This window comes from Vannielia sp. ABF1_015 (assembly GCF_056160745.1).
In genome coordinates, this window is record NZ_JBSWXT010000001.1 from 714,766 (window position 1) to 738,399 (window position 23,634).

The 23,634-nt window shown below is 62.2% G+C and carries 33 protein-coding genes; 27 read left to right on the forward strand and 6 right to left on the reverse strand.

The features are described 5' to 3' along the window. The first annotated feature begins 11 nt into the window (after positions 1–11). A complete protein-coding gene (rpoC, locus tag ACXAG6_RS03635; RefSeq protein WP_475335119.1) occupies positions 12–4,250 on the forward strand; it encodes a DNA-directed RNA polymerase subunit beta' in 4,239 nt (1,412 codons plus the stop codon). Positions 4,251–4,330: 80 nt separating this feature from the next. Here the strand turns inward: rpoC and ACXAG6_RS03640 are convergent, their stop codons facing one another. Beyond that, positions 4,331–4,678: a hypothetical protein gene (locus tag ACXAG6_RS03640; RefSeq protein WP_475335121.1), complete on the reverse strand. Its 348-nt coding sequence runs from the start codon at positions 4,676–4,678 to the stop codon at positions 4,331–4,333. A gap of 170 nt (positions 4,679–4,848) precedes the next feature. On the opposite strand from ACXAG6_RS03640, the gene ACXAG6_RS03645 reads away from it, so the two are divergent. Further along, complete coding sequence (locus tag ACXAG6_RS03645) at positions 4,849–5,118, forward strand: DksA/TraR family C4-type zinc finger protein (RefSeq protein WP_140012659.1); 270 nt, start codon at positions 4,849–4,851, stop codon at positions 5,116–5,118. A gap of 61 nt (positions 5,119–5,179) precedes the next feature. Next, on the forward strand, positions 5,180–6,085 hold the full coding sequence (locus ACXAG6_RS03650) for a DMT family transporter (RefSeq protein WP_475335124.1): 906 nt from the start codon (positions 5,180–5,182) through the stop codon (positions 6,083–6,085). Here the strand turns inward: ACXAG6_RS03650 and ACXAG6_RS03655 are convergent. Further along, positions 6,018–6,875, reverse strand: a complete 858-nt coding sequence (locus ACXAG6_RS03655) for a glycosyltransferase (RefSeq protein ID WP_475337911.1) — start codon at positions 6,873–6,875, stop codon at positions 6,018–6,020. The genes ACXAG6_RS03650 and ACXAG6_RS03655 overlap by 68 nt on opposite strands. Before the next feature lie 375 nt (positions 6,876–7,250). Here ACXAG6_RS03655 and rpsL point away from each other — a divergent pair, with 375 nt between their 5' ends. From rpsL to ACXAG6_RS03700, 9 genes are all read left to right on the forward strand, one after another. Next, positions 7,251–7,622, forward strand: coding sequence for a 30S ribosomal protein S12 (rpsL, locus tag ACXAG6_RS03660; protein WP_088665025.1), 372 nt, complete (start codon positions 7,251–7,253; stop codon positions 7,620–7,622). A gap of 12 nt (positions 7,623–7,634) precedes the next feature. Next, complete coding sequence (gene rpsG, locus ACXAG6_RS03665) at positions 7,635–8,105, forward strand: 30S ribosomal protein S7 (protein WP_140012662.1); 471 nt, start codon at positions 7,635–7,637, stop codon at positions 8,103–8,105. 30 nt (positions 8,106–8,135) lie between these two features. Beyond that, on the forward strand, positions 8,136–10,253 hold the full coding sequence (fusA, locus tag ACXAG6_RS03670) for an elongation factor G (protein ID WP_475335126.1): 2,118 nt from the start codon (positions 8,136–8,138) through the stop codon (positions 10,251–10,253). Positions 10,254–10,283: 30 nt separating this feature from the next. Further along, on the forward strand, positions 10,284–11,459 hold the full coding sequence (gene tuf, locus ACXAG6_RS03675; RefSeq protein ID WP_475335129.1) for an elongation factor Tu: 1,176 nt from the start codon (positions 10,284–10,286) through the stop codon (positions 11,457–11,459). Positions 11,460–11,639: 180 nt separating this feature from the next. Further along, on the forward strand, positions 11,640–11,948 hold the full coding sequence (rpsJ, locus tag ACXAG6_RS03680) for a 30S ribosomal protein S10 (RefSeq protein ID WP_140015970.1): 309 nt from the start codon (positions 11,640–11,642) through the stop codon (positions 11,946–11,948). Positions 11,949–11,962: 14 nt separating this feature from the next. After that, a complete protein-coding gene (gene rplC / locus ACXAG6_RS03685; protein ID WP_140012665.1) occupies positions 11,963–12,841 on the forward strand; it encodes a 50S ribosomal protein L3 in 879 nt (292 codons plus the stop codon). Then, a complete protein-coding gene (gene rplD / locus ACXAG6_RS03690; RefSeq protein WP_140012666.1) occupies positions 12,838–13,458 on the forward strand; it encodes a 50S ribosomal protein L4 in 621 nt (206 codons plus the stop codon). Before rplC ends, rplD begins: the two co-directional genes overlap by 4 nt. Further along, positions 13,455–13,751 (forward strand): 50S ribosomal protein L23, encoded by a 297-nt coding sequence (locus ACXAG6_RS03695; RefSeq protein ID WP_140012667.1) that lies wholly within the window; start codon positions 13,455–13,457, stop codon positions 13,749–13,751. Before rplD ends, ACXAG6_RS03695 begins: the two co-directional genes overlap by 4 nt. A 181-nt stretch (positions 13,752–13,932) precedes the next feature. Next, positions 13,933–14,229, forward strand: coding sequence for a hypothetical protein (locus ACXAG6_RS03700; protein WP_475335131.1), 297 nt, complete (start codon positions 13,933–13,935; stop codon positions 14,227–14,229). A 209-nt stretch (positions 14,230–14,438) separates the two neighbouring features. On the opposite strand, the gene ACXAG6_RS03705 is transcribed toward ACXAG6_RS03700, so the two are convergent. Beyond that, positions 14,439–15,146, reverse strand: a complete 708-nt coding sequence (locus ACXAG6_RS03705; protein WP_475335133.1) for a hypothetical protein — start codon at positions 15,144–15,146, stop codon at positions 14,439–14,441. A gap of 309 nt (positions 15,147–15,455) precedes the next feature. Here ACXAG6_RS03705 and rplB point away from each other — a divergent pair, with 309 nt between their 5' ends. The 6 genes from rplB to ACXAG6_RS03735 all read left to right on the forward strand — a co-directional run bounded on the left by rplB (position 15,456) and on the right by ACXAG6_RS03735 (position 18,411). Then, a complete protein-coding gene (gene rplB / locus ACXAG6_RS03710) occupies positions 15,456–16,298 on the forward strand; it encodes a 50S ribosomal protein L2 (protein WP_140012670.1) in 843 nt (280 codons plus the stop codon). A 3-nt stretch (positions 16,299–16,301) separates the two neighbouring features. Further along, positions 16,302–16,580, forward strand: coding sequence for a 30S ribosomal protein S19 (gene rpsS, locus ACXAG6_RS03715; RefSeq protein ID WP_140012671.1), 279 nt, complete (start codon positions 16,302–16,304; stop codon positions 16,578–16,580). Between the two features lie 2 nt (positions 16,581–16,582). Next, positions 16,583–16,963 (forward strand): 50S ribosomal protein L22, encoded by a 381-nt coding sequence (gene rplV, locus ACXAG6_RS03720; protein WP_140012672.1) that lies wholly within the window; start codon positions 16,583–16,585, stop codon positions 16,961–16,963. Continuing rightward, on the forward strand, positions 16,963–17,667 hold the full coding sequence (gene rpsC, locus ACXAG6_RS03725; protein ID WP_140012673.1) for a 30S ribosomal protein S3: 705 nt from the start codon (positions 16,963–16,965) through the stop codon (positions 17,665–17,667). Before rplV ends, rpsC begins: the two co-directional genes overlap by 1 nt. 12 nt (positions 17,668–17,679) lie before the next feature. Further along, positions 17,680–18,093, forward strand: a complete 414-nt coding sequence (gene rplP / locus ACXAG6_RS03730; RefSeq protein WP_475335137.1) for a 50S ribosomal protein L16 — start codon at positions 17,680–17,682, stop codon at positions 18,091–18,093. A 90-nt stretch (positions 18,094–18,183) separates the two neighbouring features. Then, on the forward strand, positions 18,184–18,411 hold the full coding sequence (locus ACXAG6_RS03735) for a DUF6552 family protein (protein ID WP_475335140.1): 228 nt from the start codon (positions 18,184–18,186) through the stop codon (positions 18,409–18,411). Between the two features lie 125 nt (positions 18,412–18,536). Here the strand turns inward: ACXAG6_RS03735 and ACXAG6_RS03740 are convergent, their stop codons facing one another. The 3 genes from ACXAG6_RS03740 to ACXAG6_RS03750 form a co-directional block, all read right to left on the reverse strand. Continuing rightward, the gene (locus tag ACXAG6_RS03740; protein WP_475335142.1) at positions 18,537–18,797 is read right to left on the reverse strand and encodes a CopG family antitoxin; all 261 of its coding nucleotides are present in this window, start codon (positions 18,795–18,797) and stop codon (positions 18,537–18,539) included. Then, positions 18,757–19,065: a BrnT family toxin gene (locus tag ACXAG6_RS03745; protein WP_475335145.1), complete on the reverse strand. Its 309-nt coding sequence runs from the start codon at positions 19,063–19,065 to the stop codon at positions 18,757–18,759. The genes ACXAG6_RS03740 and ACXAG6_RS03745 overlap by 41 nt, the downstream gene beginning before the upstream one ends. A 107-nt stretch (positions 19,066–19,172) precedes the next feature. Beyond that, on the reverse strand, positions 19,173–19,793 hold the full coding sequence (locus ACXAG6_RS03750) for a 2OG-Fe(II) oxygenase family protein (RefSeq protein ID WP_475335147.1): 621 nt from the start codon (positions 19,791–19,793) through the stop codon (positions 19,173–19,175). Positions 19,794–19,959: 166 nt separating this feature from the next. Here ACXAG6_RS03750 and ACXAG6_RS03755 point away from each other — a divergent pair, with 166 nt between their 5' ends. The 9 genes from ACXAG6_RS03755 (at position 19,960) to rplF (ending at position 23,626) form a co-directional block, all read left to right on the forward strand. Continuing rightward, complete coding sequence (locus ACXAG6_RS03755; protein WP_140012678.1) at positions 19,960–20,448, forward strand: ferritin-like domain-containing protein; 489 nt, start codon at positions 19,960–19,962, stop codon at positions 20,446–20,448. 164 nt (positions 20,449–20,612) lie between these two features. Continuing rightward, positions 20,613–20,810, forward strand: a complete 198-nt coding sequence (rpmC, locus tag ACXAG6_RS03760; RefSeq protein ID WP_140012679.1) for a 50S ribosomal protein L29 — start codon at positions 20,613–20,615, stop codon at positions 20,808–20,810. Between the two features lie 4 nt (positions 20,811–20,814). Beyond that, positions 20,815–21,045, forward strand: coding sequence for a 30S ribosomal protein S17 (gene rpsQ / locus ACXAG6_RS03765; protein ID WP_140012680.1), 231 nt, complete (start codon positions 20,815–20,817; stop codon positions 21,043–21,045). A gap of 78 nt (positions 21,046–21,123) precedes the next feature. Further along, positions 21,124–21,492 carry a 50S ribosomal protein L14 gene (gene rplN / locus ACXAG6_RS03770; protein ID WP_074257809.1) on the forward strand — a complete coding sequence of 123 codons (369 nt, stop codon included), beginning with the start codon at positions 21,124–21,126 and terminating at the stop codon, positions 21,490–21,492. 1 nt (position 21,493) lies between these two features. After that, on the forward strand, positions 21,494–21,805 hold the full coding sequence (gene rplX, locus ACXAG6_RS03775; RefSeq protein ID WP_140012681.1) for a 50S ribosomal protein L24: 312 nt from the start codon (positions 21,494–21,496) through the stop codon (positions 21,803–21,805). Further along, on the forward strand, positions 21,798–22,361 hold the full coding sequence (rplE, locus tag ACXAG6_RS03780; RefSeq protein WP_140012682.1) for a 50S ribosomal protein L5: 564 nt from the start codon (positions 21,798–21,800) through the stop codon (positions 22,359–22,361). Before rplX ends, rplE begins: the two co-directional genes overlap by 8 nt. Positions 22,362–22,372: 11 nt before the next feature. After that, positions 22,373–22,678, forward strand: a complete 306-nt coding sequence (gene rpsN / locus ACXAG6_RS03785) for a 30S ribosomal protein S14 (protein WP_140012683.1) — start codon at positions 22,373–22,375, stop codon at positions 22,676–22,678. 15 nt (positions 22,679–22,693) lie between these two features. After that, positions 22,694–23,083: a 30S ribosomal protein S8 gene (gene rpsH, locus ACXAG6_RS03790; protein ID WP_140012684.1), complete on the forward strand. Its 390-nt coding sequence runs from the start codon at positions 22,694–22,696 to the stop codon at positions 23,081–23,083. 12 nt (positions 23,084–23,095) lie between these two features. Next, complete coding sequence (gene rplF, locus ACXAG6_RS03795) at positions 23,096–23,626, forward strand: 50S ribosomal protein L6 (protein ID WP_475335152.1); 531 nt, start codon at positions 23,096–23,098, stop codon at positions 23,624–23,626. Positions 23,627–23,634 lie beyond the last annotated feature (8 nt).

Sequence of the window (23,634 nt, forward strand, 5' to 3'; positions counted from 1 at the left end):
AGGAATTCAAGATGAACCAGGAACTGACGAACAACCCGTTCAACCCGCTCACCCCGCCGAAGGTGTTTGACGAGATCAAGGTCTCGCTCGCTTCGCCGGAGCGGATCCTCTCTTGGTCTTTCGGTGAGATCAAGAAACCCGAGACGATCAACTACCGGACCTTCAAGCCCGAGCGCGACGGCCTGTTCTGCGCCCGTATCTTTGGCCCGATCAAGGACTACGAGTGCCTTTGCGGCAAGTATAAGCGGATGAAGTATCGCGGCGTTGTCTGCGAGAAATGCGGCGTGGAAGTCACGCTGCAAAAGGTCCGCCGTGAGCGCATGGGCCACATCGAGCTGGCCGCGCCGGTTGCGCACATCTGGTTTCTGAAGTCGCTCCCCAGCCGGATCGGCCTCATGCTGGACATGACCCTGCGTGACCTCGAGCGTATTCTCTACTTCGAAAACTACGTGGTGATCGAGCCGGGCCTGACGGACCTCACCTACGGTCAGCTGATGACCGAAGAGGAGTACATGGATGCGCAGGACGCCTACGGGATGGACGCCTTCTCGGCGAACATCGGTGCCGAGGCGATCCGCGAGATGCTCAGCCAGATCGACCTTGAGGGCGAAGCCGAGCAGCTGCGCGCCGACCTGAAAGAGGCCACCGGCGAGCTGAAGCCCAAGAAGATCATCAAGCGTCTGAAGATCGTTGAGAGCTTCCTCGAATCCGGCAACCGCCCCGAGTGGATGGTGCTGACCGTGATCCCGGTGATCCCGCCCGAGCTGCGCCCGCTGGTGCCGCTGGACGGTGGCCGCTTTGCGACCTCCGACCTGAACGATCTGTATCGCCGGGTCATCAACCGGAACAACCGTCTGAAGCGCCTGATCGAGCTGCGCGCGCCCGACATCATCATCCGCAACGAAAAGCGGATGCTGCAGGAGTCGGTTGACGCGCTCTTCGACAACGGCCGCCGTGGCCGCACCATCACCGGTGCGAACAAGCGTCCGCTGAAGTCTCTCTCTGACATGCTCAAGGGCAAACAGGGCCGCTTCCGCCAGAACCTTCTGGGTAAGCGCGTCGACTTCTCGGGTCGTTCGGTGATTGTGACCGGCCCCGAGCTGAAGCTGCACCAGTGTGGCCTGCCCAAGAAGATGGCGCTCGAACTCTTCAAGCCCTTCATCTACTCGCGGCTGGAGGCCAAGGGCCTTTCCAGCACTGTGAAGCAGGCGAAGAAGCTGGTGGAAAAAGAGCGCCCCGAGGTGTGGGATATCCTCGACGAGGTGATCCGCGAGCACCCGGTTCTGCTGAACCGTGCGCCCACGCTCCACCGTCTTGGCATTCAGGCGTTTGAACCCCAGCTGATCGAAGGCAAGGCCATTCAGCTGCACCCGCTCGTCTGCTCGGCCTTCAACGCCGACTTCGACGGTGACCAGATGGCCGTGCACGTGCCGCTCTCGCTGGAAGCCCAGCTTGAAGCCCGCGTCCTGATGATGTCGACCAACAACGTCCTCTCCCCTGCCAACGGCGCACCGATCATCGTGCCCTCGCAGGATATGATCCTTGGCCTCTATTACATCACGATGGAGCGCGAAGGCATGAAGGGCGAAGGCATGGTCTTCGGTTCGGTCGAAGAGGTGGAGCACGCGCTGAACGCTGGCGAGGTGCACATGCACTCCAAGATCCAGGCCCGTGTGAAGCAGATCGACCATGAAGGCCAGGAGGTTTGGCAGCGGTTTGAAACCACGCCGGGCCGCGTGCGCCTCGGCGCGCTGCTGCCGCTCAACGCCAAGGCTCCGTTTGAGCTGGTCAACCGCCTCCTTCGGAAGAAAGAGGTGCAGCAGGTCATCGACACCGTCTACCGCTATTGCGGGCAGAAAGAGTCGGTTATCTTCTGTGACCAGATCATGAGCATGGGCTTCAAGGAGGCCTTCCGCGCCGGTATCTCGTTCGGCAAGGACGACATGGTGATCCCCGACAACAAGTGGACCATCGTGGACGACACCCGCGAGCAGGTGAAGGACTTCGAGCAGCAGTACATGGACGGCCTGATCACTCAGGGCGAAAAGTACAACAAGGTTGTCGATGCATGGTCCAAGTGTAACGACCGCGTCACGGACGCCATGATGGACACGATCTCGGCCAACAAGCGCGATGAGAATGGCGCTGAGGCGGAGCCCAACAGTGTGTACATGATGGCCCACTCCGGTGCCCGTGGCTCGGTTACGCAGATGAAGCAGCTGGGCGGGATGCGCGGCCTGATGGCCAAGCCTTCGGGCGAGATCATCGAGACGCCGATCATCTCGAACTTTAAGGAAGGTCTGACCGTGTTGGAGTACTTCAACTCCACCCACGGCGCCCGGAAGGGTCTGTCGGATACCGCTCTGAAAACGGCGAACTCGGGCTACCTGACCCGCCGTCTGGTGGACGTGGCGCAGGACTGCATCATCCGTCAGCACGACTGCGGCACCGAGCGGGCGATCACCGCAGCTGCCGCCGTCAATGACGGTGAAGTGGTGAGCAGCCTGGCTGAACGCATCCTGGGCCGGGTTGCGGCTGAGGACATCGTGGACCCCGGCACAGACGAAGTGATCGTGGCCCGCAACGAGCTGATCGACGAGCGCAAGGCCGATATGGTCGAGCAGGCCAATGTCGCCACCGTGCGGATGCGCTCGCCGCTGACCTGTGAGGCCGAAGAGGGCGTGTGCGCCATGTGCTACGGGCGCGACCTTGCCCGCGGCACCATGGTCAACACCGGCGAGGCTGTCGGCATCATCGCCGCGCAGTCGATCGGTGAGCCCGGCACCCAGCTGACGATGCGGACCTTCCACATCGGCGGCGTTGCTCAGGGTGGTCAGCAATCGTTCCAGGAGGCCTCGCAAGAGGGCACCGTGGAGCTGCGCAATGCGACCCTCCTCAAGAACGAGGCAGGCGAGCAGATCGTGATGGGCCGCAACATGGTCCTTGCGATCATCGACGCCAACGGCACCGAGCGCGCCAGCCACAAGGTGACTTATGGTTCCAAGGTCTTTGTGACCGACGGCCAGAAGGTTGCCCGCGGCGACAAGCTCTATGAGTGGGATCCCTACACCCTGCCGATCATTGCCGAGAAGTCCGGTACCGCGAAGTTTGTTGACCTCACGACCGGCATTGCCGTGAAAGACGAGACCGACGACGCCACCGGCATGACCCAGAAGATCGTGATCGACTGGCGCACCGCACCCAAGGGCAACGAGCTCAAGCCCGAGATCCTTGTGGTGGGTGAAGACGGCGAGCCCGTGCGCAACGATGCGGGTAACCCGGTGACCTACCCGATGTCGGTTGATGCGGTTCTGTCGGTTGAAGATGGTGACGAGGTCAAACAGGGTGACGTGGTTGCACGTATCCCGCGGGAAGGCGCGAAGACGAAGGACATCACCGGTGGTCTGCCGCGTGTGGCCGAACTCTTCGAAGCCCGCCGTCCCAAGGACCACGCGATCATCGCCGAGGCCGACGGCTACGTGAAGTTCGGGCGCGACTACAAGAACAAGCGCCGGATCTCCATTGTGCCGGGCGACGAGAGCCAAGAGCCGATTGAATACATGGTGCCCAAGGGCAAGCACATCCCGGTGCAGGAAGGCGACTTCGTGCAGAAGGGTGACTACATCATGGACGGCAACCCGGCGCCGCATGACATCCTGTCCATCATGGGTGTCGAAGCGCTGGCCGAATACATGATCGACGAGGTGCAGGACGTTTATCGCCTTCAGGGCGTGAAGATTAACGACAAGCACATCGAGGTTATCGTTCGGCAGATGCTCCAGAAGTGGGAGATCCTCGACAGCGGCGACACCACGCTGCTGAAGGGCGAGCATGTGGACAAGGCCGAGTTTGACGCTGCCAACGAGAAGGCCGTGTCGAAGGGTGGGCGCCAAGCTCAGGGCGAGCCGATCCTGCTCGGGATCACCAAGGCGTCGCTGCAGACCCGCAGCTTCGTTTCGGCGGCCTCGTTCCAGGAAACGACCCGCGTGCTCACCGAGGCTTCGGTGCAGGGCAAGCGCGACAAGCTCGTGGGCCTGAAGGAAAACATCATCGTGGGCCGCCTGATCCCGGCGGGCACCGGTGGTGCGACCCAGAAGGTGCGCCGCATCGCCACCGAGCGCGACCAGAAGGTGATCGACGCGCGTCAGGCCGAGGCGGAAGCCGCGGCGGCGCTGGCAGCCCCGATGGACGACGACATCGTGGGTGGCGACGAGTTCGACACGCTGGTGGAAACGCCCGAGAGCCGGTAAGCGCCGGTTTTCGCAACCAAAACAAAAGGGCCCCGCAGAAATGCGGGGCCCTTTTTGCTATTTGGTATCAGAAGCGGAGATCAGAAGCCGAAGAGGTGGAAGGTGCTGGAATAGGCGGCAAAGAGCGCCGCGTTCATCAGCAGCGTGGCCACCAGCATCAGCGCCCCGGCCCGAAACTGCCGCCCGCGATGCAACATGCCAGCCAGCGCCGAAAGCAGCACCGAAACAAGCAGCGACACCGTCAGCGCCGTGATGGCCTGCTTCTCATGCACCGCCACGTCCCGGCTGCCCGGCTCCATCAGGTAGAGAACCACGCCGGCAAGTGCCGCGATGAAAAAGATCGCCTTCCACTGAAGCGGCATCCGGTAGACTTGCCACCATGGCCGCTTACGTGTTGATCCATCGAGATTGTAATATGCTTCGCTCAAGTGCTTTGTCCCTTAGTTGAAAATGAACCAAGTCACTCGTTATCTTCGTCAGGCTTGCTGCTTTACGTCGGGAAATCCAGAGAAATCCGGCGACGCCGCCGTGAAAAGTGGCAAAAAGTTTACGTTGCGACAAGTTGTGCATAGAAGGTTAGCAAATCGGAGGTTTAGACGTGGCTGGTGGATGGGCCAAAGACGGGGCGGTGAGCGAGCAGATCGAAGCCTCGATCAGCGATGAGTTGCAGCGCATGCGCGCCCGGAGCGGGCCGCAGGGCGAAAGCCTGACCCATTGCGCCGAATGCGAAGAGCCGATTCCCGAAAAGCGCCGCGCGGCCATTCCGGGGGTAAAGCTCTGCATCGACTGCCAGCAGGAGCGCGACGGGCAGTTCAAGGCGCGGGGCGGCATCAACCGGCGCGGCTCCAAGGACAGCCAGCTGAAGTAGGGGGCTTGCAGGCGGGCGACAATACTTGCGCCAGTCACATAATCGGCCTACCGCTTGCGCCATGGCCGAGCTTTCCGAAAACCTGCGTGGCGCGGTGTTGATGACCGCTTCGATGGCGGCTTTCACCATCAACGACACCTTCGTCAAATCGCTGTCTGATGACTTGCCGCTGATGCAGACGGTGTTTTTGCGCGGGCTTGCGGTGACGCCGCTTTTGGCGTTGCTCGCGTGGTGGCGGGGGGCGTTGCGGTTTCGGCTCAGCCGTGGCGACGGGTGGCTGCTGGTGCTGCGCAGCCTGAGCGAAATTTTCGCCGCGCTGTTCTTCCTCACCGCGCTCTACAACATGCCGCTGGCCAACGCGACGGCGATCCTGCAGGCCGCGCCGCTTATGGTGACGCTGGCGGGCGCGCTGTTCTTTGGCGAGGCCATAGGAATTTGGCGGATGTCGGCGATTCTGGTGGGTTTCGTCGGGGTGCTGCTGATCGTGCAGCCGGGCGGCGAGGGCTTTACCAGCTATTCGATCTGGGCCTTGGCGGCGGTGGTTGCCGTGGTGGCGCGTGACGTGCTGACCCGCAAGATGAGCGGTGCGCTGCCCTCCCTAACCGTCGCCACCGTCACCGGCTTTTCCGTGGGCGCGGCGGCGGGAATTGCGGCGCTGTTCGAGCCTTGGGCGCCGGTCTCTGCCAGCAATGCGCTGGCGCTTGGCGGATCGGTGATTTCGATCCTGTTTGCTTACCTCTTCTCGGTCACGGCCGTGCGGGTGGGCGACATGGGCTTCGTTGCGCCTTTCCGCTACACTGGCCTGCTCTGGGCGCTGGTGCTGGGCCTGCTGGCCTTTGGCGACTTCCCCGGCCCGCTCACGCTCGCAGGCTCGGCCATCGTCATCGCCGCCGGGCTCTTTACCTACCTGCGCGAGCGGAGGCTTGCGATTCGGCGGCGTGAAATTTCGCGAGCGCCTCTTCGGTGATCCCGAAGTTCTTCGACAGCGCCCGGGCCACCGCGCCCTCGATGGGCACCATCTCTTCGAAGTCCTTCTTCTTGAAGGGGGTGCCGTTGGTGGAGTTCAGCCCGCGCACGAACATGTCTTCGCCGGTGTAGGTGAGCGTGGTCATCTGCCGCCAGATCGTATCGTGCCGGAAGTGGACAACCGTCTTGTCGATATGCGGGCGAATGTAGACGCCGAGCGCGGGGGTCCAGTATTGCCGCTGCTGGGCGCAGGCACGGATGCCCTCTTTGTCGATGCAGACGGTGTAACCCTGGTTGAAATCCACGGCGAACTTGTGCTCGCGCTTCATCACCTCGTGGCCGTCGTCGAAGGCCTCGCGGAAGCGTTCGACAAAGCGGTAGCTCACCCCGTCATCGTCATCGAGCCGGAACTGCCCGCAAACGCCGCCTTTCGGGTCGATATGCTCCTGCATCGCCTTGAGACAGGCCGCGCGGTGGTTGAGCGGCTCGTATTGCACCAGCCGGGCCTGCGGCAGCGTGGCGAGCATATCCTTGAGGCGCTCGTCATAGGCCTTGGGCAGCTGGTTGCCCGCGAGAACGACGAATTTGAAGTCCTCGTCGGTTTGCAGCCGAAGGCCGGGCAGGGTGAAGGTTTCGAAGTAGCGAAACCGCTCTTCCAGCCGTTCTTCGCCGTAGAGAAAGTCTATCCGGTGCTGGATGGTTTCATGCTCGCGCCGGAACCCCCCGTAACAGGGGTAGGAGAACCGGCAGAGTCCGAGAATCTGTACGATGTTACTGGTCCTTGATCTTATGAGCGCTGCCCCGGCGGCAGGCTAGGGGGCGGGCAGCGGTGTGGCAAGGGTGCGGGTATGGCGCCGCGTATATCCCCAGAGCCGCTCATGCAAGGCGGGCAGGTGTTGACAGGCACCGCGACTCCCCCTATACGCCGCGCACACGGGACACCCGGGGCCTGCCCCAGTTGTGTCTGCGTATCAAAATCGAAGTGGCCACGATCCAGGCAGGAAGTGCCTCGATCCTCTGAGATTCCACCGCGTCGTTTCCGAGTTTGGAAACGGGAGCGGTATTTGCGTTTGGCATTCCGCCACTCGCGCAAGACCTGAACCGGCGCCGGGCGGTGCACAGCCCGCGCCTTAGATGAACGAACGAGCGAGACGGGGAAAACCGGAATGCCGACGATCCAACAGCTGATCCGCAAGCCGCGGCAGCCCAAAGTCAAACGATCCAAGTCGATGCACCTTGAAGGGTGCCCGCAGAAGCGTGGTGTCTGCACCCGCGTCTACACCACCACGCCGAAGAAGCCGAACTCGGCCATGCGGAAGGTTGCCAAGGTGCGCCTGACCAATGGTTTCGAGGTCATCAGCTACATCCCCGGTGAAAGCCACAACCTTCAGGAGCACTCCGTGGTTCTGATCCGTGGCGGCCGTGTGAAAGACCTTCCCGGCGTTCGCTATCACATCCTGCGCGGGGTGCTCGACACCCAGGGCGTCAAAGACCGCAAGCAGCGCCGTTCGAAGTACGGCGCCAAGCGTCCGAAGTAAGAGGAATTTGCAATGTCCCGTCGTCACGCTGCCGAGAAGCGCGAAGTCCTGCCCGACGCCAAATACGGCGATAAGGTTCTGACGAAATTCATGAACAACCTGATGGTTGACGGCAAGAAATCCGTCGCCGAGCGCATCGTCTACAACGCGCTGGACCGGGTTGAGACCAAGCTGAAGCGCGCGCCCATCGAGGTGTTCGAAGAGGCCCTCGACAACATCAAGCCGTCGGTTGAGGTTCGTTCCCGCCGGGTTGGTGGTGCCACCTATCAGGTGCCCGTCGAAGTGCGCCCCGAGCGCCGCGAAGCTCTCGCGATCCGCTGGCTCATCACCGCTTCGCGCGCCCGCAACGAGAACACCATGGAAGAGCGTCTGGCCGGTGAGCTGATCGACGCTGTTCAATCTCGTGGCACCGCCGTGAAGAAGCGTGAAGACACCCACAAGATGGCCGATGCCAACAAGGCATTCAGCCACTACCGCTGGTAACCCAAGACTCACACCTGAGGACACACTCCAATGGCCCGCGACTACCCCCTCGACCGATACCGCAACTTCGGCATCATGGCGCACATCGACGCCGGCAAGACCACTTGCTCCGAGCGGATCCTGTTCTACACCGGCAAAAGCCACAACATCGGTGAGGTGCACGATGGTGCAGCCACGATGGACTGGATGGAGCAGGAGCAGGAACGCGGGATCACCATCACCTCGGCTGCGACCACCACCTTCTGGGAGCGCACCGAGAATGGCACCGAGCCCGACTCCGAAAAGCACCGCCTGAACATCATCGACACCCCCGGCCACGTTGACTTCACCATCGAAGTCGAGCGTTCGCTGGCCGTGCTCGACGGTGCCGTTTGTGTGCTCGACGCCAACGCCGGCGTGGAGCCCCAGACCGAAACCGTGTGGCGTCAGGCTGACCGCTACAAGGTTCCGCGGATGGTGTTCGTCAACAAGATGGACAAGATCGGCGCTGACTTCTTCAACTGCGTGCGCATGATCGAAGACCGCACCGGTGCCCGCGCCGTGCCGGTTGGCATTCCGATCGGGGCCGAGAACGAGCTCGAAGGTCTGGTCGACCTCGTGACCATGGAAGAGTGGCTCTGGCAGGGCGAAGATCTGGGTGCATCCTGGATCAAGGCCCCGATCCGCGACAGCCTCAAGGACATGGCCGACGAGTGGCGCGGCAAGATGATCGAGGCCGCCGTCGAAGAAGACGACGACGCCATGATGGAATACCTCGAAGGCAACGAGCCCGACATCGCAACCCTGCGCGCCCTGCTGCGCAAGGGCACCCTCGCGCTGCACTTCGTGCCGGTTTTGGGCGGCTCCGCCTTCAAGAACAAGGGTGTTCAGCCCCTGCTCAACGCCGTGATCGACTACCTGCCGAGCCCGCTCGACGTGGTCGACTACATGGGTTTTGCGCCGGACGATGAGACCGAAACCCGCGACATCGCGCGCCGCGCGGATGACGACATGCCCTTCGCCGGCCTCGCGTTCAAAATCATGAACGACCCCTTCGTCGGCTCGCTCACCTTTACCCGGATCTACTCGGGCAAGATGAACAAGGGTGACAGCATCCTGAACTCGACCAAGGGCAAGAAAGAGCGCATCGGTCGGATGATGATGATGCACTCGAACAACCGCGAAGAGATCGAAGAGGCATTTGCCGGCGACATCATCGCGCTGGCCGGTCTGAAAGACACCACCACGGGTGACACGCTCTGTGCCGCCAACGCACCGGTGGTTCTGGAAACCATGACCTTCCCCGATCCGGTCATCGAGATCGCCGTTGAGCCCAAGACGAAGGCCGACCAAGAGAAGATGTCTCAGGGTCTTGCCCGTCTGGCCGCTGAAGACCCGTCCTTCCGCGTGGAAACTGACCTCGAGAGCGGTCAGACCATCATGAAGGGCATGGGCGAACTTCACCTCGACATCCTCGTTGACCGCCTCAAGCGCGAATTCAAGGTTGAGGCCAACATCGGTGCCCCCCAGGTGGCCTACCGCGAGACCATCGGTCACGAGGTCGAGCACACCTACACCCACAAGAAACAGTCGGGTGGTTCGGGTCAGTTCGCCGAAGTCAAAATGGTCATCTCGCCAACCGAGCCGGGCGAAGGTTACTCCTTCGAGTCCAAAATCGTTGGCGGTGCGGTGCCGAAGGAATACATCCCCGGCGTCGAAAAGGGCATCAAGTCGGTCATGGACTCCGGTCCGCTGGCAGGCTTCCCGGTGATCGACTTCAAGGTTGCGCTGATCGACGGTAAGTTCCACGACGTTGACTCCAGCGTTCTGGCCTTCGAAATCGCCGCCCGCATGGGCATGCGCGAAGGCATGAAGAAAGCCGGCGCCAAGCTGCTTGAACCGATCATGAAGGTCGAAGTGATCACGCCGGAAGAATACACCGGCAACATCATCGGTGACCTCACCTCCCGTCGCGGTCAGGTGCAGGGTCAGGAAAACCGTGGCAACGCGATCGCCATCGACGCCTTCGTGCCGCTGGCCAACATGTTCGGCTACATCAACAACCTGCGCTCCATGTCCTCGGGCCGGGCGAACTTCACCATGTTGTTCGACCACTACGAGCCGGTGCCGCAGAACATCAGCGAAGAAATCCAGGCGAAATTCGCGTAAGCGACCGCCCCCAGAGACAAGGAGGCCATCATGGCTAAGGAAAAGTTTGAACGTAACAAGCCGCACGTGAACATCGGCACGATTGGTCACGTTGACCACGGCAAGACGACGCTGACGGCTGCGATCACCAAGTATTTCGGTGACTTCCGCGCCTACGACCAGATCGACGGCGCGCCGGAAGAGAAGGCCCGCGGGATCACCATCTCGACGGCGCACGTGGAGTACGAGACCGACGCGCGTCACTACGCCCACGTCGACTGCCCCGGCCACGCCGACTACGTGAAGAACATGATCACCGGTGCCGCCCAGATGGACGGCGCGATCCTGGTGGTGAACGCCGCTGACGGCCCGATGCCCCAGACCCGCGAGCACATCCTGCTCGGCCGTCAGGTTGGCATCCCGGCCATGGTCGTGTTCATGAACAAGGTCGACCAGGTGGACGACGAGGAGCTTCTGGAGCTCGTCGAGATGGAAGTGCGTGAGCTTCTGTCGTCCTACGACTTCCCCGGCGACGATATCCCGATCATCGCGGGTTCGGCTCTGGCGGCGATGGAGGGCAACAAGCCCGAGATCGGTGAAGAGAAGATCAAGGAGCTGATGGCTGCCGTTGACGAGTACATCCCGACGCCCGAGCGCGCCGTGGACCAGCCGTTCCTGATGCCGGTCGAGGACGTGTTCTCGATCTCCGGTCGCGGTACGGTTGTGACCGGTCGTGTCGAGCGCGGCGTGATCAACGTGGGCGACGAAATCGAGATCGTCGGCATCAAGGACACCCAGAAGACGACCTGCACGGGCGTGGAAATGTTCCGCAAGCTGCTGGATCGTGGTGAAGCTGGCGACAACATCGGTGCGCTGCTGCGCGGTATCGACCGTGAAGCCGTTGAGCGGGGCCAGGTGCTCTGCAAGCCGGGTTCGGTGACGCCGCACACGAAGTTCGAAGCCGAGGCCTACATCCTGACCAAGGAAGAGGGCGGCCGTCACACCCCGTTCTTCGCCAACTACCGCCCGCAGTTCTACTTCCGCACGACGGACGTGACCGGGACGGTGACCCTGAAAGAGGGCACCGAGATGGTGATGCCGGGCGACAACGTGTCGTTCACGGTTGAGCTGATCGCCCCGATCGCCATGGAAGACGGCCTGCGCTTCGCCATCCGCGAAGGCGGCCGCACCGTCGGCGCCGGCGTGGTCTCCAAGATCATCGAGTAAGGCGCGCTTGCACGCAAACGCGCCTGGTGGCGGCAGTCGGTTTTCGGTGAAAACCGATGAGAGCCACTCAGTCGAGAAAGAGCGCCGGCGGGTACAACCGCCGGCAACATTGAAACCGGTTCGAAGAGGGGCGGCCTCAATCGCCCCTCCTCTCAATCGTAAAGGAACGCAAAAATGGCCATTCAAAGCCAAAATATCCGGATCCGCCTGAAGGCGTTCGATTACCGCGTGCTGGACGCCAGCACTCAGGAAATCGTTGCGACCGCCAAGCGGACCGGCGCGCAGGTGCGCGGGCCCATCCCGCTGCCGAACAAGATCGAGAAGTTCACCGTTCTGCGCGGCCCGCACATCGACAAGAAGAGCCGTGACCAGTGGGAGATCCGTACCCACAAGCGCCTGCTCGACATCATTGACCCCACCCCCCAGACCGTGGACGCGCTCATGAAGCTCGACCTCGCTGCGGGCGTGGACGTTCAGATCTCGGTCTAAGGGAGGGCATTGGTATGTTGCGCTCTGGAGTGATCGCAAAGAAGGTCGGCATGACCCGGCTTTTCATGGAAGACGGCAAGCAGATTCCGGTGACGGTACTGCAGCTTGACGCATTGCAGGTGGTGGCCAAGCGCACCGCCGAGACCGACGGCTACTCTGCCGTTCAGCTCGGCGCTGGCTCGGCCAAGGCCAAGCGGACCTCCGCGCCGATGCGCGGTGTGTTCACGGCGGCCAAGGTTGCGCCCAAGCGCAAGCTCGCCGAGTTCCGTGTGGACCCCGAGAACCTGATCGAAGTGGGCGAGGAAATCACCGCCGACCACTACTTTGAGGGTCAGTTCGTGGACGTCTCCGGCACCTCGATCGGTAAAGGCTTTGCCGGTGCGATGAAGCGGCACAACTTCGGGGGCCTGCGCGCCACCCACGGTGTGTCGATCTCTCACCGTTCGCACGGCTCCACCGGCCAGTGTCAGGATCCGGGCCGCGTGTTCAAAGGCAAGAAGATGGCCGGTCACATGGGTGCTGCCCGCGTGACCACGCAGAACCTGCAGGTTGTCCGCACCGACAGCGACCGTGGCCTTATCATGGTCAAGGGCGCGGTGCCGGGCTCCAAGGGTGGCTGGGTGACGATCAAGGATGCGGTGAAGAAACCGTTCCCTGAGAACGCCATTCTGCCTGCTGCTCTGAAGTCTGCCGCCGAGGAAGCCGCGAAGGCCGCTGAAGAAGCCGCTGCCGCCGCTGCTGCCGAAGCCGAGGCCGAAGAGAAGCGCCTAGCCGAAGAGGCCGCCGCCGCTGAAGCCGCCGCGCTGCAAGAGGCAGAGGCTTCGATTGACGCCGACAAGGCCGAAGAGGGCGACGCCCCCGCGGCCGAAGAGAAGAAGGATGGCGACGAATGAAACTCGACGTGATCAAACTCGACGGCGGCAAAGCCGGGTCGGTCGATCTGGGCGAAGAGGTCTTTGGCCTCGAGCCCCGCGCCGACATCCTGCACCGCGTCGTCCGTTGGCAGCGCAACAAGGCGCAGGCCGGCACGCACAAGGTGAAGACCCGTTCGGAAACGAGCTACTCCACCAAGAAGATCTACCGCCAGAAGGGCACCGGCGGCGCACGCCACGGTGACCGCAACGCGCCGATCTTCCGCAAGGGTGGTATCTACAAGGGTCCGACCCCGCGCAGCCACGGCCACGATCTTCCCAAGAAGATCCGCGCCCTCGGCCTGAAGCACGCCCTGAGCGCCAAGGCGCAAGAGGGCAAGCTGGTTATCCTGGAAGACGCCAACATGGCCGAAGCCAAGACCGGCCAGCTGGCCAAGCAGTTCAAAGAGCTGGGCTGGAAGAAGGCGCTGGTGATCGACGGAGCCGAGGTGAACGAGAACTTCCTCCGCGCCTCCGCCAACATCGACGGTCTGGACGTGCTGCCCTCCATGGGTGCCAACGTCTATGACATCTTGAAGCGTGATACCCTCGTTCTGACGAAGGCGGGTGTCGAAGCTCTGGAGGCTCGACTGAAATGAGTGCCAAGGCAGAACATTACGACGTGATCGTGAAGCCCGTCATCACCGAGAAGGCCACCATGGCCTCCGAGGCGAACGGCGTGGTTTTCGAGGTCGCCATTGACGCCAACAAGCCGCAGATCAAGGAGGCCGTCGAAAGCCTCTTCGGTGTGAAGGTGAAGGCCGTGAACACGACCATCACCAAGGGCAAGACCAAGCGCTTCCGCGGCCAGCCCGGCAAGCGCAAGGACGTCAAGAAGGCCTATGTGACCCTCGAAGAGGGCAACACGATCGACGTGTCCACCGGGCTCTGATCCGGCTGGTGGGTTAGCCCCCGCCGTATGAATTTGAAAAGGCCCTGCCACGCGCGGGGCCTTTTTTTGTTGCGCGGCGCCCGGCCTGTATTTTCACAAAGTTTACGTAAGGTCGCCCAATTCTGGTGGCAGGTTGAGGCCTGTTACGTAGAGAATTTTGTCTGTGCTGGAGGTTTGAACCATGGAATATTTGCGCAGGGAGCCGATCAAGGGCAAGCCAAGCAAGGTAGCCACGGCGGTGACCAACCAGACGATTGAAGAGTTGCTTGCCGAAGAGGCGGCAGCGCGGGCTGCAGCAGAGGCGGCAGCAGCAGCGGAGCCGGAGGAGGCGCCCGCCGCCCCGATCACGCCAAAGCGCCCGCCGATGCAAGGCCCCAGTGCCAGCCAGCGACCGCCGGCTGAGGAGGCGAACCCCGCGCCTGTCGAGGCCACACCAGCGCCACGCCGGTCGCTTCTCAAGCGGTTGCTCGGCGACTGACCTTGCCGGGCTGCGGCGAGGGTGAGACCGGCGCAGCCCAAGCTATCACGCATCAATGCCTAGCCGTCAGCAGTGCGCTTGCGCTCCTGCGTCGGCCAGAGTCTCCATTGCGGTTTTCAACCTCGCGGGTCGCTCTCTACCGCATATGAAATCATCGGTGGTCGCAGCGCGGAGGTTACCCGCGCACGGCCCCCCGCCTTGCCGCACCCTCAGGCGGCGGAGGGCAGGGGGGCTTCCGCAGATTCCGGCGGGTTGAGCGCGTCGAAGATCCGGTGGTAGAGCGGCGAGGTCATGAAGTCGCCGTAGGCGCGATTGAGCACATCCATCAAACCTTCCACCTGAGCCTCGCCGGTTTTGCCGGGGGCCTGGACGACGCGGATGAAGAGCAGATCTTCGGTTTCCGGGGTGACCCCGTGGCGGCGCACGATCTGGTCGATGGTGTCGCGCTGGCGTTGCTCGCGCGACATCTCCCAGTGGCGCATGAAACGCGCGTAATGGGGCACGAAGCGCGGGTTGGATAGCGCGAGGGTGGAAATGAGCGGCTCGCAGAAATGGCAGGTTTCGCTCTCATACATCCCGTCGAAGAGCGAGAAGGCCATCATCCGTTCCACCTCCAGCAGCCAGGCCTCAAGCCGCGCGTGCAGATCACGCGTGCGGGCGAGGCGCTTCCAGATGGCGAGGCTGTGGGGGCTGGCCCAAGGATCGAAGGCGCTATGCTCTTCGCGCCAGGCCCCGTCTGTGGGATCAAGGGCAAAGTAATAGTGGTTGGCGGCGTCCAATGCGCGATGCAGAACCGGAAGCGCGGCTTCGAGGTCGTCCATCAGGCGGAAGGCCTGCGTGCGCGGCCAAAAGCCGGATTGGCGGATACTCACGACGAACTGATGTTTACCCGCGTCCTCAATGGTCCGGATCGTCATAAAAGCGGCCCCTCTGCCTATGGTTGTTCCCTTCGACCGGAAGATTAGGCGACAGAGACGGGCCAGAATAAGGCGGGTTGCCGGAAAATGATTGGCAAAGCCCCCGCATGGCAGGCGAATATGCCCTTGCGGGCCTTGACCGGCTGAGGCCCCGCCCTTAAAGGGAGGCATCCGCAAGAGCCCCGGATTCGTCCGGGGCTTCGCTTTTGGTCGGTTGCGACCAGTGCGGAGCACATCCCGGGCACCTACGGGGGCCTTAAACATCAGGGCAGCGCAAGCCGCCCGCACAGAAAACGGAAGACAGTTAACATGGCACTCAAGTCGTATAAGCCGACGACGCCGGGCCAGCGTGGGCTGGTGCTGATCGACCGTTCGGAGCTGTGGAAAGGACGTCCGGTCAAATCCCTCACCGAGGGTCTGACCAAGAAGGGCGGCCGGAACAACACCGGACGGATTACCGCGCGTCGTCGTGGTGGTGGCGCGAAGCGTCTCTACCGCATCGTTGATTTCAAGCGTAAGAAAATGGACGTTCCGGCGACCGTTGAGCGCATTGAATACGACCCCAACCGCACCGCCTTCATCGCCCTGATCCGCTATCAGGATGGTGAGCAGGCCTACATCCTCGCCCCCCAGCGCCTCGCCGTTGGTGACACGGTTGTCTCTTCGGCCAAGGCCGACGTGAAGCCGGGCAACGCGATGCAGTTCATCGGCATGCCGATCGGTACGATTATTCACAACATCGAGCTGAAGCCCGGCAAGGGCGGCCAGATCGCACGCGCAGCGGGCACCTATGCCCAGTTTGTTGGCCGTGACGGTGGCTACGCGCAGGTGCGCCTCAGCTCCGGCGAGCTTCGTCTGGTGCGTCAGGAGTGCATGGCCACGGTTGGCGCAGTGAGCAACCCCGACAACAGCAACCAGAACCTCGGCAAGGCTGGCCGCGTCCGTCACATGGGCAAGCGCCCCTCTGTTCGCGGCGTTGCGATGAACCCGATCGACCACCCGCATGGTGGTGGTGAAGGCCGCACCTCCGGTGGCCGGACCCCGGTTACTCCGTGGGGCAAGGACACCAAGGGTCGCCGCACCCGTGACAAGAACAAGGCGTCGCAGAAGCTGATCATCCGCTCGCGTCACGCCAGGAAGAAGGGTCGCTAACACATGTCGCGTTCTGTTTGGAAAGGCCCGTTTGTTGACAGCTATGTCCTCAAGAAGGCCGAAAAATCCCGCGAGTCGGGTCGCAACGAGGTCATCAAGATCTGGTCGCGCCGCTCCACCATCCTGCCCCAGTTCGTGGGGCTCACCTTTGGCGTCTACAACGGCAAGAAGCATATCCCGGTGAACGTTTCCGAGGACATGATTGGCCAGAAGTTCGGTGAATATTCGCCGACTCGCACCTACTACGGCCACGCCGCAGACAAGAAAGCGAAGAGGAAGTAACCATGGGCAAGGACAAGAATCCCCGCCGCGTGGAAGACAACGAGGCACTGGCCAAGGCCCGCATGCTTCGCACCTCGCCGCAAAAGCTGAACCTCGTCGCTGCGATGATCCGTGGCAAGAAGGTCGAGAAGGCTCTGGCCGATCTCACCTTCTCCAAGAAGCGGATCGCCGTGGACGTGAAGAAATGCCTTCAGTCCGCCATCGCCAACGCCGAGAACAACCACAACCTGGACGTCGACGAGCTGATCGTCGCTGAGGCCTGGGTCGGCAAGAACCTGACGATGAAGCGCGGTCGCCCGCGTGCCCGTGGCCGCTTTGGCCGCATCGTCAAGCCGTTTGCCGAGCTGACCATCAAGGTCCGCCAGATCGAGGAGCAAGCCTGATGGGTAACAAGGTCAATCCGATCGGTATGCGGCTTCAGGTGAACCGCACCTGGGACAGCCGCTGGTATGCCGATACCAAGGACTACGGCAACCTTCTGCTCGAAGACATCGCGATCCGCGAGTTCATCGAGGAAGAGTGCAAGCAGGCCGGCGTCAGCCGTGTGATCATCGAGCGCCCGCACCGCAAGTGCCGGGTGACGGTCCACACCGCGCGCCCCGGCGTGATCATCGGCAAGAAAGGCGCTGACATTGAAGGTCTGCGCCGCAAGCTGGCGAACATGACCGACAGCGAGCTGCACCTCAACATCGTTGAAGTGCGCAAGCCCGAGCTGGACGCCGCCCTGGTGGCTGAAAGCATCGCGCAGCAGCTCGAGCGCCGGGTGTCGTTCCGCCGCGCCATGAAGCGCTCGGTGCAGAACGCCATGCGTATGGGTGCCCTTGGCATCCGGGTCAACGTCGCGGGCCGCCTTGGCGGTGCCGAGATCGCCCGGACCGAGTGGTATCGCGAGGGCCGCGTGCCCCTGCACACCCTGCGGGCCGACATCGACTATGCACACGCCGAAGGCTCCACGCCCTACGGCATCATCGGCATCAAGGTTTGGATCTTCAAAGGCGAGATCATGGAGCACGACCCGTCGGCTCGCGATCGTAAAGCCCAAGAGCTCCAGGAAGGCGGAGGCCCGCGCCCCCGCCGTGACCGGTAAGGAGTTGGAATAATGCTGCAACCAAAACGCACTAAATTCCGCAAGATGCACAAGGGCCGCATCAAGGGCCAGGCGAAGGGCGGGTCTGACCTGAACTTCGGCACCTTCGGCCTGAAAGCGGTGGAGCCCGAGCGCATCACCGCCCGTCAGATCGAGGCTGCCCGCCGTGCCATGACGCGCCACATGAAGCGTCAGGGCCGCGTCTGGATCCGGATCTTCCCCGATCTGCCCGTCACCTCCAAGCCGGTCGAAGTCCGGATGGGTAAAGGTAAGGGCTCGGTGGACTTCTGGGCCGCCAAGGTGAAGCCCGGCCGCGTGATGTTCGAGATCGACGGCGTGTCCGAGGAGATCGCCCGCGAGGCGCTCCGCCTGGCCGCGATGAAGCTGCCGATCAAGACCCGCACCGTGGTTCGCGAAGACTGGTGATCGGGTGGTGGGCAGATTGCCCACCCTACGAGATTGAAACCCCCGTTGGAGCGATCCGGCGGGGGTTTTCGTTTTTTGGGAGGGTGAGCGATGAAGACTGTCGATACGGTCAAATGGGTGGCGACGGCCATTCAACTCGTCGGCTACGGCCTGACGGGGCTAAATGTGGTGCCGTGGAACGTTTTTGCCTTCTTCTTCGGAATCCTGCTGTGGTTTGCCGTGGGGGTCATGTGGAAAGACCGGGCGATCATGGTCGTCCACGTCGGCGCGTTCATCTCGCTTCTCGTGGGCTATCTCAACTCGGGGGCGCCGGCTTGATGCCTGGCTCATCGACTCTGGGGCTCGCCGCGACCAGCGGTTGAGACCTACCTATTGGCGGTCCGTATAGATCGGGCGTATTGGCATTCCATGGCCCGAGGATTGCACCGGCCTCGTGCCGATTGTCACAACGTCCGCATCCCGCGCTCCATCAACTCCCGCATGAAACGCTGATACTTCACCCCGCGCTTCTCGGCCTCGGCGCGGATGGCGGCGAGTTGGCTTTCCGGCATCCGCATGGTGACGCGGGCGGATTTGTCTTCGAACTCGTAAGCGGCTGGCTCGGCAACTCCCCAGTCGAACTCCGACAGGTCGGCCTCTTCCACAAAGGCTTCCGCCGCCTCATCACTCGGGAGGCTTGGCCATGGCTTCTTTTGCGTCTTCATAGCGTCGTATCTCCTTGGCGTGCATATAGCGTGCGCTGATCGGGCGCAGCCATAGTGCGCCGTCTTTCTCCCGGTGCATGTAGACCAAGAACACGTAACGGCCCTCCGGCGTTTGCCCGGCGGTGCGAAAGCGTGGCTCCCCGGGAAACGGATCGGGGATGCGGAGGGTCATGGTGCGGAGCACATGCTCGATCTCCGCCTGAGACACACCGTGCTTTCCGCACTTCGGCCAATTCCCGGCATCCCAATCAACCCCGCCGATCTTCATGGGTTAAATATGCACGTTTGTATGTACAAAATCAAGGCCGGCGACCTCCGCCACGTTCGTGGCTCACTCCCTCAACGGGAGCGATTTCCGTGCGGGGGGGCTGGCCCTCACTCCCACCGATAATTGAAGCTCACCGAGACCCGCTCTTCCTCGGCCATGTTCATCGGCACCTCGTGGCGTAGCCAGCTTTCCCAGAGCAGTACGTCGCCTACAGCCGGGGCGACCGAGACGAAGCGTTTCAGCTCCTCGCGGCAGTGCTTGCGGCGCATGGGGGCGGCCATCATGCGGGCCGAGCGGGGGTCTTCCAGCTTCAGGGCCGAGGTGCCTTCGGGCATCGACACGTAGGTGGTGCCCGAGATTACCGCGTGTGGGTGGATGTGGGAGCCGTGGGAGCCGCCTTCGGGCAGGATATTGATCCAGAGGTCCTCGAGCACCAGCGCCCGCCCGTCGAGGTCGAACTGGAGGTCTTCGGTGAAGGCGGCGACGTGGGCGTCGAGGTTCTTGGCCAGCGCCTTGAAGATCGGGAAGCGCCAGGGGAGGTCGGAGAGGGAGGCGTAGGAGGTGTAGCCGGGGTAGCCGTTTTCCTCGCACCATTCCTGCCCGGCTTCATCATCCTCGGCGATGGTGAAGCAGCTGGCTTCCAGCTCCTGCGGGTCGACGGCGGGCTTTTGCTCCGACAGGGCGGCGCGGTAGAGGCGGGTCACGAAGAGAGATGAGATCTGGGCCATGATTTGGACGTAGCGCATGGGCGCCGCCAAGGCCAGAACGCGCGTTGCAGCGGATTGGCGTGCGCGGACAGGATTTCTTCAGACAAGCGGCGCTCTGGGCTTATAATCCGGGCAAACATGCATATGTACGAATATATAAGTTCTATGACCGAGAAGGCGTAAGATCATGTCGAACGACACTACACTGAAGAACCTGAATACCGCGCTCCAGATGGAAATGACGGCTGCGCACCAGTATCAGTTGCACGCCCATCTGCTCGACGACTGGGGGCTCGATCTGCTGGCGGCCCAGATGCGCGAGGAATTTGCGGAAGAGCTTGGCCATTCCGACCGTTTCCTTGCCCGGATCTTCGAACTCGGCGGCGCACCTGAGATGGGCTTTGCCGAAACCCCGAAGGTTGCAAGCTCCCTGCAGGACATGTTCAGCTCCGATCTGAAGGACGAGCGCGATGCCATCGCGTTTTATACAGAGGCCGCCCGCGCCGCATGGGACGCCGGCGATCTGGCCAGCAAGGCGCTCTTCGAAGAGATCGCGATTGACGAGGTGGGTCACCAGAACTGGCTCGATCTGCAACTTGGCCTGATGGAACGACTCGGGCTGCAGGCCTATACCACCAAGTTCGTTTCCGGTGGCCTCGACTCCGGGGCCGAGTGAGCCTATCCGGTGCGCGTGCCCCTGCTGCGGCGCGCGCACCGGGAAAAACCCCTTGCCACACTTCCGATTCCCCCCTATAGGGCGGCCTTCACCATGTGAACTCCATCGGAAACGGGGTCACCCACAAGGGGCCCGCCGGTGACTGTTGAAAAAGGAAGATGGCGATGAACGCCCAAGAACTGCGTGACAAGACGCCGGATCAGCTCCGCGATGCTCTTGTCGACCTCAAGAAAGAAGCCTTCAACCTGCGTTTCCAGCAGGCCGGTGGCTCCATCGAGAACACCGCCCGCATGCGCACCGTCCGTCGTGACGTGGCCCGTGTGAAGACGATCCTCAACGAAAAAGCCAAGGCGGAGGCGTAAGACGATGCCCAAACGTATCCTCACCGGCGTCGTGACCAGCGACCAGAACGAACAGACCGTGACCGTCCTCGTCGAGCGCCGCTTCAAGCACCCGCTGCTGCACAAGACTGTGCGGAAATCCAAAAAGTATCGCGCTCACGATGAAGCCAACAGCTTCAAGGTGGGCGATCAGGTTCGCATTCAGGAATGTGCGCCGAAATCGAAGACGAAACGCTGGGAGGTTCTGACGGCCTGAGGCCAACAGACCTTTCGGTTTGAGCGAAACCCTGGGGGAGCTAACGAGAACAGCCCCCATAGGTCGGGAGAAACCTAAATGATCCAGATGCAGACCAATCTGGATGTAGCTGACAACTCCGGCGCGCGCCGGGTTCAGTGCATCAAGGTCCTGGGTGGTTCCAAGCGTAAATACGCTTCGGTGGGCGACATCATTGTCGTCTCCGTCAAGGAAGCCATCCCGCGCGGTCGCGTGAAGAAGGGTGACGTGCGTAAAGCCGTTGTCGTTCGCACCGCCAAGGAAGTTCGCCGCGAAGACGGCACCGCGATCCGCTTTGATCGCAACGCCGCCGTCATCCTCAACAACAACAACGAGCCTGTCGGGACCCGTATCTTCGGCCCAGTCGTTCGCGAGCTCCGCTCGAAGAACTTCATGAAGATCATCTCGCTCGCCCCGGAGGTGCTGTAAGATGGCTGCGAAACTGAAGAAGGGTGACACGGTTATCGTGCTCACCGGCAAGGACAAGGGCAAGACCGGCGATATCGTCTCGGTTGACCCGAAGGCCGGCAAGGCCGTGGTGGAAGGGCTGAACATGGCCATTCGTCACCAGCGCCAGAGCCAGAATGCCCAGGGCGGCCGCGTGCCGCAGGCGATGCCCATCGACCTCTCCAACCTCGCCTACGTGGATGCCAACGGCAAGCCCACCCGCGTTGGCTTCAAGGTTGAAGACGGCAAGAAGGTGCGCGTTGCCAAGACCACGGGAGACGTGATCGATGCTTGATGCTGCCAACTACACCCCCCGTCTCAAGACGCATTTTGACGAGACCGTTCGCGCCGCTCTGAAAGAAGAGTTCGGCTACAAGAACGACATGCAGATCCCGCGTCTGGACAAGATCGTGCTCAACATCGGCTGTGGTGCCGAAGCCGTGCGCGACAGCAAGAAGGCCAAGTCGGCCCAGGAAGACCTGACCAAGATCGCCGGCCAGCAGGCCATGGTGACCACGGCCAAGAAATCCATCGCCGGCTTCCGGGTGCGTGAAGAGATGCCGCTGGGTGCCAAGGTGACCCTGCGCGGCGAGCGGATGTATGAATTCCTCGACCGTCTCATCACCATCGCCATGCCCCGCATCCGCGACTTCCGCGGCATCTCGGGCAAGAGCTTCGATGGCCGTGGCAACTACGCCATGGGCCTGAAGGAGCACATCGTCTTCCCCGAGATCGAGTTCGACAAGGTCGACGAAGTCTGGGGCATGGACATCATCATTTGCACCACCGCGGCAACCGACGCGGAAGCAAAGGCACTGTTGACCCAGTTCAACATGCCCTTCACCAGCTGAGGACACCGACCATGGCAAAGAAAGCAATGATCGAACGCGAGAAAAAGCGTCAGAAGCTGGTGGAGCAATATGCCGCCAAGCGTGCTGCGCTGAAAGAAATCGCCAATGACGAGAGCAAGCCGATGGAAGAGCGCTTCAAGGCGCGCCTGAAGCTGGCCAAGCTGCCGCGCAACTCGTCGCCCACCCGCCTTCACAACCGCTGCCAGCTCACTGGCCGTCCGAAGGCGTATTACCGCAAACTCAAGATGTCTCGTATCATGCTGCGCGAGCTGGCCTCCAACGGTCAGATCCCCGGCATGGTCAAGTCGTCCTGGTAAGGGAGGTTATTTGAGATGAACGATCCTCTCGGCGATATGCTCACCCGTATCCGCAACGCGCAGATGCGTGGCAAGTCCACCGTCCGCACGCCCGCCTCCAAGCTCCGCGCATGGGTTCTCGATGTGCTGGCCGACGAAGGCTATATCCGCGGCTACGAGCCCGTGGAAGGCACCGCACATCCGGAAATCGAGATCAGCCTGAAGTACTACGAAGGCACCCCGGTGATCCGTGACCTCAAGCGCGTGTCGAAGCCCGGCCGTCGCGTCTACATGGGCGTGAACGACATTCCGCAGGTCCGTCAGGGCCTTGGCGTGTCGATCGTGTCCACTTCGCGCGGCGTCATGTCCGATGCAGCAGCCCGCTCCGCCAATGTTGGCGGTGAGGTGCTCTGCACTGTCTTCTAAGGAGATTTCGCAATGTCTCGTATTGGTAAACGACCGGTCGAGCTGCCCAGCGGTGTCTCCGCTGCCATCTCCGGCCAAACCATCGAAGTGAAGGGCCCCAAGGGTGCCCGCAGCTTCACCGCCACCGACGACGTCACGCTCGCCGTTGAAGAGAATGCCGTTTCGGTCACCCCGCGCGGCACCTCCAAGCGGGCCCGCCAGCAGTGGGGCATGAGCCGCACCATGGTGGCCAACCTTGTTGAGGGCGTCACCGACGGCTTCAAGAAGGAGCTGGAGATCAACGGCGTGGGTTACCGGGCACAGATGCAGGGCAACACCCTGAAGCTGTCACTGGGCTACTCGCACGAAGTGAACTTCGACGTGCCCGAAGGCGTGACCGTCACCTGCCCCAAGCAGACCGAGATCATCGTCGAAGGCGCAGATCAGCAACTCGTCGGCCAGGTCGCGGCCAACATCCGCGAATGGCGCAAGCCGGAGCCCTACAAGGGCAAGGGCATCAAATACAAAGACGAGTACATCTTCCGCAAGGAAGGCAAGAGGTAAGGACCGGA